The 12,538-nt window shown below is 39.0% G+C and carries 9 protein-coding genes; 1 reads left to right on the top strand and 8 read right to left on the bottom strand.

Annotation, left to right across the window (positions count from 1 at the left end; all coding sequences use genetic code 11):
- Nucleotides 1–108: 108 nt before the first annotated feature.
- The 8 genes from CXF79_RS12020 to CXF79_RS11985 form a co-directional block, all read right to left on the bottom strand.
- Entirely contained in the window at nucleotides 109–597 is a 489-nt protein-coding gene (locus tag CXF79_RS12020; RefSeq protein WP_101155155.1) for a hypothetical protein, read from the bottom strand.
- A gap of 109 nt (nucleotides 598–706) precedes the next feature.
- Entirely contained in the window at nucleotides 707–937 is a 231-nt protein-coding gene (locus CXF79_RS12015) for a hypothetical protein (protein ID WP_101155153.1), read from the bottom strand.
- Nucleotides 938–1,028: 91 nt separating this feature from the next.
- On the bottom strand, nucleotides 1,029–2,156 hold the full coding sequence (locus CXF79_RS12010; RefSeq protein ID WP_101155151.1) for a serine hydrolase domain-containing protein: 1,128 nt from the start codon (nucleotides 2,154–2,156) through the stop codon (nucleotides 1,029–1,031).
- 417 nt (nucleotides 2,157–2,573) lie between these two features.
- Nucleotides 2,574–5,774 carry an efflux RND transporter permease subunit gene (locus CXF79_RS12005; protein WP_101155148.1) on the bottom strand — a complete coding sequence of 1,067 codons (3,201 nt, stop codon included), beginning with the start codon at nucleotides 5,772–5,774 and terminating at the stop codon, nucleotides 2,574–2,576.
- Nucleotides 5,775–5,788: 14 nt separating this feature from the next.
- Nucleotides 5,789–7,135: an efflux RND transporter periplasmic adaptor subunit gene (locus tag CXF79_RS12000; RefSeq protein ID WP_101155146.1), complete on the bottom strand. Its 1,347-nt coding sequence runs from the start codon at nucleotides 7,133–7,135 to the stop codon at nucleotides 5,789–5,791.
- Between the two features lie 63 nt (nucleotides 7,136–7,198).
- Nucleotides 7,199–8,437 carry a TolC family protein gene (locus CXF79_RS11995; RefSeq protein WP_101155144.1) on the bottom strand — a complete coding sequence of 413 codons (1,239 nt, stop codon included), beginning with the start codon at nucleotides 8,435–8,437 and terminating at the stop codon, nucleotides 7,199–7,201.
- A gap of 129 nt (nucleotides 8,438–8,566) precedes the next feature.
- Nucleotides 8,567–8,914, bottom strand: a complete 348-nt coding sequence (locus CXF79_RS11990) for a DUF2946 domain-containing protein (protein ID WP_101155142.1) — start codon at nucleotides 8,912–8,914, stop codon at nucleotides 8,567–8,569.
- 238 nt (nucleotides 8,915–9,152) lie between these two features.
- On the bottom strand, nucleotides 9,153–11,525 hold the full coding sequence (locus CXF79_RS11985; protein WP_101155140.1) for a S8 family serine peptidase: 2,373 nt from the start codon (nucleotides 11,523–11,525) through the stop codon (nucleotides 9,153–9,155).
- A gap of 210 nt (nucleotides 11,526–11,735) precedes the next feature.
- Here CXF79_RS11985 and CXF79_RS11980 point away from each other — a divergent pair, with 210 nt between their 5' ends.
- Nucleotides 11,736–12,431 (top strand): 2OG-Fe(II) oxygenase, encoded by a 696-nt coding sequence (locus CXF79_RS11980; protein WP_101155138.1) that lies wholly within the window; start codon nucleotides 11,736–11,738, stop codon nucleotides 12,429–12,431.
- Nucleotides 12,432–12,538: the final 107 nt, after the last annotated feature.

Genomic DNA, 12,538 nt, shown 5'->3' with positions numbered 1-12,538 from the left:
TCCAAACTATAGAAAACTCTAACGCCACGTTAAGCGGAAAAAAACTGTTGGCTAAAATTGTGAACGGAGTGAAACAGCCAACTGTTCATTGCCCGTTTGAGTAACTTGTTAGGAGTTCTCTATCTCCGCATCCCACATGCCAGTATCACCGTTGTTAAATTTAACAAACCAACTTCGAAGACTTACACCTGAAACACCTACACCTTCTTCCATTTGCGCTCCCCACATTAATGCCTCTGATATTTCAGCAAGCTCATTAGTTGAGCTATTTGCATGAGGAAGGACTATTTCGATTAAGCTAAGAAGCCTAAACAAGTTTCTACTTTCTTGAGCTGAGTTCTTCACTTCTGTCAACAAATACAAAACTTGGGAAAAAAGTACAGGTAAAATTATATCTAAGTTTTTCTGTTTTTTGATCCAAATCCCTTCAACTAAACTAATACCTATAGTTCTGGCTTGAGCTCCTTGATTAAAATAATTTAGAGTCTTTTCGAGTAACTCTGATTCATTCTTATTTCTAGTTTCTCTGTAAGTAAAAGAAAATTGAGTAATAGCAAAAAACCAACCCGCCAATGCTAGAGTAATCTTCCAATCCACTTGAACTCCTAACGCTTACATAAGCGGAAAAATATAGTTGGCTATAATTTTTTAAGAACGAAAAAAGCCAACTGTAATTTTTCCGTTTGATGTTCTTGTTATGTGATTACTACTCTTTATCTTCTTTATTACCTATTTGATATTCGAGATCACCTATAACATTGTCTGCGGCATCTGCGACTCTAGTAATTACAGCTAAAAGATGTTTTTTGTGGAAGTAAAAACTAATATCAACGGCAATAAGCGCAGCAGAAATAATAATTGCTACCGTCCATGACACGCTAATAACACTTAGAGCTTTTAAAGCTAACAGAGAAATAACAAATAGACCTAGTATCATAATACCCCGATTGATTTAAGCACATAACGCCGCATTAAGCGGTGAGTAGCAGTTTGCTAAAATGTGAAACGAAGTGGAACCGAGCAAACTGTTACGAATCCGACTTTAATGCCTTGTTATATGCCATTAAATTGTCAACAATCTTATTTGACAAAATATTTAGTTCTTCCTGAGCGCTTTTAGTAGAAATATTTGTAATGATGAAGATACCCATTTTTTTCTTCGGGTATATAGCAAGCCAACTAGACGTACCTAATGAGCCACCGCTATGGTACAACATTTGTTCACTTGAATCGTACTCATATGTATTCCAAAAAAATGCTCTACCGTGACCATTTTTATCGCCATCAAGGAGTTTATGAGAAAGAGTAACTTCTGAGCTTGATGATAGTTGATGCTGGATATAGCTCGTTACAGATTCTACTGTTGAAGTTAACCCCCCTTCAGCCCATGAGTATGGGCTGAGCAAAGGCATACGTTCACCATATTTATTTATACCGATGGTAATTTCATCTTGTTCGTAATTAATACTTCTAAATTCCGTACTTATCTCTCCCGAATTAGTAGTGATAATTTCTGATACAAGTAATTCAAAAGGTTTTTTATAAACGGACTCTAATATATATGCAACTAATTTAGTACCTGCATTTGAATATTGGTATTGCGCCCCAGGGATAGAGCTAAGCTTCACTTTTTCTAAATCTTCAAAATATTTATCTCGGGAATACTTTGATAACTTTTCAACGATAATTCCTTTAGCTGCATCTTCTTCACTGTAAGCAAAATCTTTTGGGAGCCCACTGGTGTGAGTAACAAGATGTCGGAAAGTAATATACTTATTTGATAGCTCTAAATTTTCATATTCATTATTTTTAAGGTAATGACGTATATCTGTATTTAGCTCAATTTTTCTGTCTAGAATCGCTTTAGCAACAACTAACCCCGTATAAGTTTTTGTAATGGAGGCAAGTTCGTAAACTGTTTGATTGTTTGGAGTACTTCCATTATTTAGTTTTCCAAAATGGTATTGGTAAATATTATCTTCATCAACTAAGGAAATAGAAACCACCTGACCGGATTTTTCATCTATAAATTCGTCAATGTCAGCCTTTGTATTTGACTCAAAATTAATTGCATCAAGATTATTACAAGAAACCAAAACTGTCATTAATGAAATCAAAAGTAGAAATGATATGGGCTGGATCATTAATCGATTCACAAAAACTCCTAAGTACGAAAACGCGATTGGCTTATAACAGTTTATTATGAGGCAAAATTCCTTCTTTCTACAAGCTGGGATAAATTGTCCATAATTTATAATAGAAAGAGATTACTTTATTGTTATAGATAGATCAATGAGTTAAAAATAAGGGTGCAAGTGGTTGATGTGTGAAAGGAGGCAATTTGCACGCTTTCTTGTAGAAAGAAGGAATTAGAGCGACTTGTATAAATAAACAGTGAACACAAAAATAAAAATTAGATTCTTTTGCTATTAAGAGATATTTTTTATAACGAGTTGAGCTAATTCGTTCGCCTAAATTAAATCAATCGTATTTTGCCTTTTATATCACTCTTGTTATTACATTTTTCATCATTATAAAAAAGGGTAACTTGCGTTACCCTTTAGCTTAATAAATTATCCTCTAAGATCTTTGATTTTGGCTTTTGAGAACCAAGCATATAAAACCGGTAACACAAACAAGGTGAGTAAGGTTGCGGTAACCAAACCGCCAACAATCACACTCGCCAGAGGCCTTTGAATTTCAGCGCCAACGCCATTGGACATCAGCATTGGGATTAAACCTAATGCCGAGGTAATAGCGGTCATTAATACAGGACGTAAACGTGATACTGCCCCATCAAAAACAGCTTTTGAGGTATCTATACCATCTTTTACCAACTGGTTAATGCTTTCTACCATCACGACACCATTAAGCACGGCGACACCAAATAAGGTGATAAAGCCGACTGAACTTGGCACTGACAAGTATTGACCTGAAATATACAGTGAGAAAATACCACCAATAACGGCCAAGGGTACATTCACTAAAATAAGCATCGCTTGACCAACAGAGCCGAAGGCAAAGTAAAGTAGTAACGCTATTAACGCCAGTGATAAAGGCACTACCACAGCAAGTCGCTGCTGCGCGCGTTGTTGGTTTTCAAACTGACCACCAATCACTACAGAATAACCTGCAGGTAAGTCTACTTTGCTATCAATAACTGCGCGAATATCGCTAACAACACTCCCCATGTCTCGACCTTGAACATTGGCTTGAATTACCACGCGTCGCTGTACATCATCACGGCGCACTTGTGGTGGGCCGGATTCAAAACTGACGGTAGCAATATCGCCTAAACGTACCCAAGCACCTGTAGGTGATTGTATTCTAAGGTCTGCAATAGCTTCTTGGTTATCACGGTATTTTTCTTCAATGCGAACATAAATATCGTAACGTTCATTACCATTGATTATTTGGCCAGCGCTAACGCCACCAATACCATTCTTAACTACTTCCATGACATCGCCAACCGACAAACCAAAACGTGACAATTGCTGTCTTTTCGGTTTAATCACTAACTGTGCTTCACCAGCGATTTTCTCTAAAGCTACATCTCTTGCGCCATCAATTTGTTTGATTGCCGCTTCAATTTCTTGACCTTTGCTCGCCAGCATATCCAACTCTGGTCCAAACAATTTAATGGCAAGTTGCGCTTTAACCCCTGACAGTAATTCATCAACACGTGTCGCTATGGGTTGTGAAAAATTAAGTAATAACCCCGGGAATTGTTCAAGCTTCTCTTCCATTAAACCTTGTAACTCAACACGGTTTTCGGCACTGGACCATTGTGAAACAGGTTTTAAGCCAATGTATATTTCGATGTTATTAACTGGCTCAGGATCACCGCCGATTTCAGCACGACCAATCCGACTTAGGGTATATTCAACTTCTGGGAATTCCATTAACTTTTGTTCAAGGATAGGTGCAACCGATAAGGCTGTTTCTAAACTTGCTGATGGCGCTAATGTTGCTCTTAGGTTAATAGTACCCTCTTCTAATTCTGGTACAAATTCCGTCCCTATTTGTGGTATTAAAGATGCCGCCCCCACAAGTAACAAGAATGAGGCAATAATGACCACTTTCGTGTGTTTCATCGCCGCTTTGAGACCCTTGCGATAAAGCTTATCTAATGGTTTTAAGACAAAACTTTCTCTTTCTTTAACACCTTTCTTGAACATAAAAGTTGCTAAGGCTGGTACCACGAACAGTGCTACTAAAATAGCTGAAATAACCGCTAAAATAATACTGATAGCCATCGGCTGGAACAGTTTAGCTTCCACCCCTTCAAAGCTAAATAACGGGGTAAAAACCACTAAAATAATAGAGGCAGCAAAAAATACCGGACGTGCGACTTCTTTCCCTGCTTCTTTTAATCGTAGAGGAATACCCTCTTCATCGTGTTCAACATCATGGGGATCAGCATCTGTACCTAACGTTCTCACTTGAGCATTTTTATAATGTGTTGAATCTGGTCTATTTAGATGTTTGAACATGTTTTCAACCATCACAACAGAGCCATCAACCAACATACCAATAGCAACAGCAATACCACCTAACGACATTAAGTTTGCCGATAAACCCATCCAAGACATCACCATTAAGGCAATAGCGATTGAAATAGGAATTGAAATTAACACTAAAAAGGTTGCGCGCAAGTTCATTAAAAACAGTGCAAGTACGATAGCGATAAATATAAATGCGAGCGCTAATGCTTCTACTACGGTATCAACCGCTTTAGTAATTAAATCTGCTTGGTCGTAGAAAGGTTCAAAACGTACCCCTTCAGGTAGTGCTTGGTTGATCATAGGAATACGTGCATTGATACCGTCAATTGTTGCTTTAGTATTTGCGCCCATTCGTTTCAATACTATGCCTGAAACCACTTCACCTAAGTTTTCAATGTTACCTTGTGCATCTCTGCGCGTCATAGTAACCACGCCTTGGCGTATTTCACTACCTAATGCAACGTTAGCCACATCATCGATAGTCACCACAGTACCATCAACCGTTTTAACCGGTACTTGTCTGATATCAGCTAAACCTGCTTCGCCACTATTAAACCAACCTGTGCCACGAATAACTAACTGCTCTTGTCCACGGTTCATGTACCAACCGCCAACATTGGCATTATTGTTATCGAGTGCGGTAACAATATCGTCTTGCGTTAACTCATATGACAACAATTTACTCGGTTCAATGTTGACCTGATACTGTCTGACATTGCCGCCAAAAGATAAGACGTCGGTAACACCATCTACTGGCATAACCAATAACTTTACTATCCAATCGTTCAAGCTTCTTAAGGTCATAGAATCATAACCAGAATCTTTATCTGCAATTAACAAATACTGAAAAACTTGACCCAAACCTGAGGTGTTTGGTCCCATTGCTGGTGTGCCCACGCCTTGAGGAATTAACTCTTTTGCCGCTTGTAAACGCTCAAATACTAACTGGCGAGCAAAGTAGATATCTGTACCTTCTTTAAAGACAACAGTAACACCCGATAAACCCGTTTTTGAAATAGAGCGTACTTGCTCTACATCAGGCAACGCATACATTACCGCTTCAATTGGATAGGTTATTAACTGCTCTACTTCTTCTGCAGCTAAGCCCGGTGCTTCTGTGTTTACCGCTACTTGAACATTCGTTACATCAGGAAAAGCATCTAAGTTTAGTTTTGGGATCACCATAATAGAAGCTGCCATCGTGGCAATCAGGGCGATAATTACTAACAGTCGATTATTGATCGACCAATCAATCATTTTATTAAACATAATCTTATTCCTCCCTAATGGCCATGCGGATCAAATCCGCCTTTTGCTATTTCTGACGCAACAAAAAATGCACCTTTTGTCACCACGCGGGTATTCGGCGCGATACCGATAATTTGACGGTAATTACCTAATGGCTGGCCTAATTCAACTTCAACCGCTTTAAATTCACCTGGGTGGTCTTCAACAAATACCGTCCAATCACCATCTGCACCGCGCATTAATGCCGTTTCTGGTACCGCTATTACGGGACTTTTGCTATCAAACTGAAAATTAACATTCACAAACATGCCTGAATGCAAACTGTCGTCAGTATTTTCAACCGACAATCTTACAATTCGGGTACGGGTACTTGGGTCAATGGTATGGGCTTCTTGAATGACCTTAGCCACGTGTATTTGCCCGGCAAACTCAACTTTTGCTATGGTGCCAATAGGAAGACTTAACTTTTTATTTGGCGAAACACGCGCTTCAACCCATAAGTCTTTTTCATCAGCCAATACCATGATTTTTTCACCTGCAGGAACACGCTGCCCTTGAGAAAAATCATCACTTAAAACCACACCAGAACGCTGAGCCACTAAGGTATATTCGCCGAGGTTTGAAGAGTTGTTTTTTACAATATCTTTAATGGCTGCTTTGGTTAAACCAAAGGCAGTTAATCGACCATAAGCAGAGATATAATCTGTTTCACTGGCTAACAGACGGCTTTCGCTAACCGTGCCAAGACCCAACTTTTTAGTGCGCTGCCAATCACTGTATGCAACACGATATTGTGCTTGTGCTTCAGCCATTGATTCACTAAATAATGTAACCAAAGCCTGACCCTTAGTAACATGTTCACCCAAAATGGCATGACGACTGATCACTACCGATTCAGTACGTGGGGAGACAATATAGCTGGTATAACCGTTCGCTTTTATTTCTCCTGGTGCATAGACACTTTTGGCGAATATTGCCGGCTTTAAGCTAGTCACTTTGATATTGGCGAGTGCCATTTTTTCAGGACTAAAACTTATGCCTTCTTCATGTTCTGCTTCAGTCGTTGCTTTAGTTGCTGTTTCACTACCATGGTCATGACCGTCATCAGATTTTTCCTCAGTCGCATGATCGTCTTTGCTGTCATCACTACCGTGTTCATGACCACTTTTATCAAGTACGTTTTCACTTTCAGCGTCATGATCATGGTCAATTTTTATTTCGATTGATTGCTCTACCGACGCCGCATTTACTAGCGCGGTATCCTTGTATGATAATGCAGTGGTTGAAGCGACAGCTAAGCCGATAAATAAACTGCTTAAGGTAATGAGTTTCATTTTTTTAGAAACTTTATTGCTGGTAATATTCGTCATTATATTTTTCATTTTTTAATTCCAAATTCTGTAACAACTTACGCTTATCGAGCAGCGTAAAGTGAGATAATAGGTTTAGTTTAATAGCTTGGTTGCCACACTTAATTGACCTACATCGAGTAGCCATTGCACTTCGCTTATTTTGAACTGGGCTTGTAATTCAATACCCGCGTATAAACCTTCCGCTCTTTGTTGTAATGCCAATAAATAATCTGAGGTATTTAAATCACCTACTTGCCATTGTTTTTGCAATAACTGAGCGCTGTGTTCGCCGCGCCCTTGCATTAACTGCTGCCAACGACCAAGGTATTTTTTATTAGAGATTAATGAGGCGGTACTTGCCTGTATTAAATACTTTTGTTTGCGCATTACTGAACGAAAACTTGCCTCGGCAGCGTTAGCTTGTTGGTTTTCAGCTTTGGCATTGGCTTGGTAATCATTACGAATATTGAGTGGCATGGAAAAAGTGACTCCGATGACATTATCGACATCATTTTTTCCGGCACTTATTCCAATGGTAGGATCGGCTTTGGTTTCAAGCATGGCGTATTGAGCTTTGCTTTTTTGCATCTGCCATAGTGCTTGAGAGGCTAATACTTGCGGGTGCTGCGTTAACCACTGTTCAGCTACTTGAAAGTTTGTAACGCCCAAGCCCTGCTCTGGATATACTTGCGTATCAGGACGCCAATCAGGCAATAACTCATTAACTTGAGCTTGCGCTTGGGTTAATTGTGCTTGTATTTGGGCCGTTTTATTGAGTAATTGCGACAAATTTAAGAAGGTTAGCTCAGCATCAACTTGACCAAGATCACCCGCTTTCTGCCTTTTAGTCACAATTTTAAGCAAGATCTCTAATTGTTGTTCTTGTTCAAACGCAAGTGATGACTTATCCATGGCAAGTTGCCAATTAATAAGTGCTTTTAAGGCTTGTGCTTTTTTTTGCGCTATCGCATAAGTAAATTGTTTACTGGCCGCCGTTAATATTTTATCGCCGATGGCAACATTAACAACCTGCTTATCCCACAAGTCGATCGTTTGGCTAATACCAATATTGTAATTATTGCCATCACCTTCGCGTTCATAACCTGTAGATAGTTCGGGGTTGTAAAGTGGTAACTTACTGCCCTGTGCTTTGTAAAACTCAGCATTCATGAGCTCACGTGCTGAGACAATATCAGGGTGTTTATTGATTTGTTGATCAAGCCATTCACTTGATAACGTTGACTTGGCAAAAGCAAAGCAACTAACAGATAAACTTGCTGAGAAGCCTATCAATAATACGATTCCAGCAGATTTTACTGAGAAAGATTTCATAATAATCTCTTAATTTAATAATAAAATGCCGCAACTAAACCAAGATAAACCCACTAGGCTTACTTAAATTAAATTAAGCTAAGTGCTAGTTAAGAATAAATTTGTTACGGAGTTAGTTTTAAAATTAAATTAAACGATTGGGGGGCGTACAGGTTCTTCTGTGAAGACTTTATCTAAATGATCAGTATAAAAATATTGATTGGTGATGATAAATTCAGGGGTTGGTAGTGTCGATTTATTAGTCGCAACCCATTGAGTGTGAGCGCCTTGACAGTGACCACAATGATGGCAATCTTTAATGTTATGTTCAGAGTCAGATGATTCATCGGAAATTTCGATATCATCACTATCATGGGAATGTTCTGTTTGAATATGTTGAGAATCGACTACATGACTTTCATTTGAATCAGCCACAGCAGCATATGATTGCAATGCAATCAATAATACTAGTACTAAGCCAATCCAAGTGTTTTTCATCTGTAACGTATGCTCTACTATTAAAAATGTAAGAATATTCGACGCTTATGCTAATCAATAAAGTTAAGCCCGTCAATAAAGTTGATCGCTATCGTTACACTTTATAACAAGCAAAAAAAGGGTAACTTGCGTTACCCTTTTTTAATATTTTGATTACCAATTATTTAAATTAACAGTTTTAAATCATTTATTAGATCAGTTATTAAATCATTCTATTAACTGAAATTATCTTATCAAATTACTCTGGTGTCGCTTGTAAGTTAAGCGTTAAACCCGATGCTGCTGAATAGCCGTAGATATCAATGTACCAAGTGCCACTAGCAGGTGCGGTAAAGTTACAGCTTTCATCATTGCCATTTTTATAAGGACGACAATCGTAAGTAGACGTTGTTGATTGCTTACCTTGCGTTACATATAAATCTGCATCACCTGAACCACCTGACAGTGTTACCGCTAAATCTGCATAACCTTCTGCTAAGTCTAGGGTGTAACGCGTCCATGATCTTCTAGCAACAGTAACATCGTTCACTGTGCTATCAATTGGATTAACAGTGTCACCGCCACCAGTGCTAGGTTCAGTAAAACTACCTGTTAAAGTAACATCGGAAAAGTCACTATATGCTTTAAGTTTCACATAATAAGTGCCACCTTCTTGTGTGCTTGCACATGATTCAACATTACCTGATTTATATGGACGACAATCGTAAACACTGTCTGTTGGCTCTGCACCAAACTTCACATATAAATCTGAATCACCAGTACCACCAGTCGTAGCAAAGTTGATATCAGTTGCGCCAGCAGGTACTTGCATGGTGAAGACTAATTCGTTACCTGTAGAAGCAGTTAAACCGTTTTTAACAACACCATTCTCGAGTACGGTATCATCTGGTGTTGTACCACCGCCGCCACCTGAACCACTTCCATCACAACCATTAGCAGCAATATAGTCAATGGCATCTTTAGTTTGGGCTAAACCGTAACCAAATTTAACATCACGTCCTGTCGCGCCAAGATCTTGTGCGGTAGCGTTAAGTACATTACGTATTTCAACGTTAGTACAGGTTGGATGATGACTCCAAACTAGCGCAGCAACACCGGCAACATGTGGAGACGCCATTGAAGTACCACTCATTTTACCGTAGTTACCAGCGCCAATATTGACTGTAGTGCTTAAACCAATATTCGCTAACATTGCTTCGCCATCGGTATCAGACACGGTAACACTAGGAATACTCGTTGCGTTTGTATCGCCTAAAGTGCCACCGAAGCTGCCAGCTGCATTGTTATATAAAATTGCACCTACACCACCGCTGTCTTGACAGGCTTTAACTTTATCGTGAAAAGAAATATTACCTCGTTGAATTAAACAAACACTACCGCTAGCGCCTGAATCAATTGCTTCTCCGGTAGTAAAGTCATACAAAGAACCAGTAGCATTACCTTGGTTTTCCATGGCATTGGCCGAATAAGCCGTGCCTGAAACTGACACTTCAACCACTGATCCTAGTCCTTCTGGGTAAGTTGAATAAACATCAACACCTGGACCTGATATTTCAACTTGGCTGTTTTTCTGAGAAAAATCAGCTAATACTTTAGCGCTATCTATAGCGGCTACTGACATTACTGAGTCGTACGATGCTGGATAGCTTTCTACATCGGTAGGGCTAGTTGCAACACCATCATTACCCGCTGCTGCGATAAGCAATACACCTGCATCATAAGCGGCCTGGATGCCATTTTTTTCACTAACACTTGAACCCGTTCCACCTAAACTCATGTTAATAACATCTGAGCCAGCCGTTACACATTTATTAATCGCGCTAACTAAGTCAGAAGAATAACCCCAACCTGCTTCATTAAAGACTTTAATAATATGTAAATTAGGATCGGTTCCAATAACACCACGAACACCAATACCATTATTCAGTGCTGCAATAGTTCCTGCTACGTGAGTGCCGTGCGGCCCACCGTGATCAAACCAATTGCCTGTTCCGCTATCACTAGTACCGGTAATGGTGCCGCCTTGTGCGCCCATATCTTCATGAGGTAAGTTTAAACCTGAGTCAATAACGCAGATTTTTTTACCACCAGAGTTAGCTGATGCAACCGTATCATCTACTTGGTCAGCTTGAACCATACCAATACCATAAGGTACGGTTTGAGCCATAAAACGACGTTGTAAATCTTCTTCTATGTATTCAACATTATCATCGACCGCTAAGCTCATTACATCGGATGTAGACAATTCAGCGCTGATCATATTGATGTCTGGGTATTCGCCTTTAACTTTAGCGCCCATTTTATTTAATTTTGTCTTAACTGCCGCTAACTGAGCAAAAGCTGTAGGGCTTGCCATATCGCTAAAACCTGCAGCGTTATTCATAACACTTTGGTTACCTGATTGAGAATCACCCGATTGCTTATATTTGATAATAAAACGCTTCGGTAAAGGTGAGCTAGCGACTGCAGATAATAAATTATCTGTGGTTTGTACTCCGACGGGTTGTGCTGCATGAAGCGCCGACGATATTGATAGTGACAGAACACTTATTGTAGTGAGTACTACTGTTTTATTTGTTGCTAATTTAAGCCATTTTTTATTATTTGACATGTTTGTTTCCTAGTACGTTAATTATAATTATTGATTTTTTTATACAAATTCAGTACACAATGATTTTTCATCAAAGCCATAAAAATATAACACCAACCTTACATTTGTTGCAATAGTGTTAACAGATCTTTATTTTGATGTTAAATAATTAATGAAAAAGTGAAAGCAACATGTCATTATCCCTCTGGATAATATTTTAAAGGATCTCTTATGAGCCAATTTATTGGTGTGTTTAACAATGCCCTATCCGATGAACTCTGCGACAAACTCATGCAAGGCCATCAAAAAAGTAATAAAGTCGTTAGTGGTCGAGTTGGTAGCGGTGTGAATACAGACCTAAAAGATAGTCATGATGTCACTATGGTTGATAAAGAGTGGCAAGCACTGCAACTTGAACTTGTAAATGCCAGCTATCCCCATGTAAAAGCTTATTTAACTGAGCATTATATGGCATTAATTTCAGCACTGAATCCAACGGTGACAGATCCAGAAACAGGCATGCCTGCTTCAGTGACTAAAGAGAACTTTGACCGTTTAGGCACCGCTTATCTAGACCAACTGATCCAGTACGTTTTTTGCTACGACAACTTTACTGTTCAAAAATATGAACAAGGGGTTGGTGGTTATCATTACTGGCATTCAGAAATTTTTCCGCAACTGCCGCACAATAAACCACTACACAGAGTCTTAGCCTTTTTGTATTACTTAAATGATGTCGAAGAAGGTGGCGAAACTGAATTTCATTATCAAGGAATAAAAGTTAAACCTAAAAAAGGTTCTTTAGTTATTTTTCCTGCGGGTTTTACTCATACACATAAAGGTCATATTCCACTTTCTGATGAGAAATATGTAGTCACTTCATGGTTAATGTATAACAAAGCTGAACAGCTCTACGGTAAGAAATAATATTGTCTAGCGCGTATAGTTGCTCCGTTTAGGTTACCTAAAAGCAATAATTCGCTTAACTGAACTGTTAGTCGGCTATTTGCTTTGTTAGAGGAAAGCTAACCATG

The organism is Colwellia sp. Bg11-28, assembly GCF_002836245.1.
Classification (GTDB): Bacteria; Pseudomonadota; Gammaproteobacteria; order Enterobacterales; family Alteromonadaceae; genus Colwellia; species Colwellia psychrerythraea_A.
The sequence above is the reverse complement of the archived record's forward strand: the minus strand, read 5'-3'. Positions and strand labels throughout refer to the sequence as shown.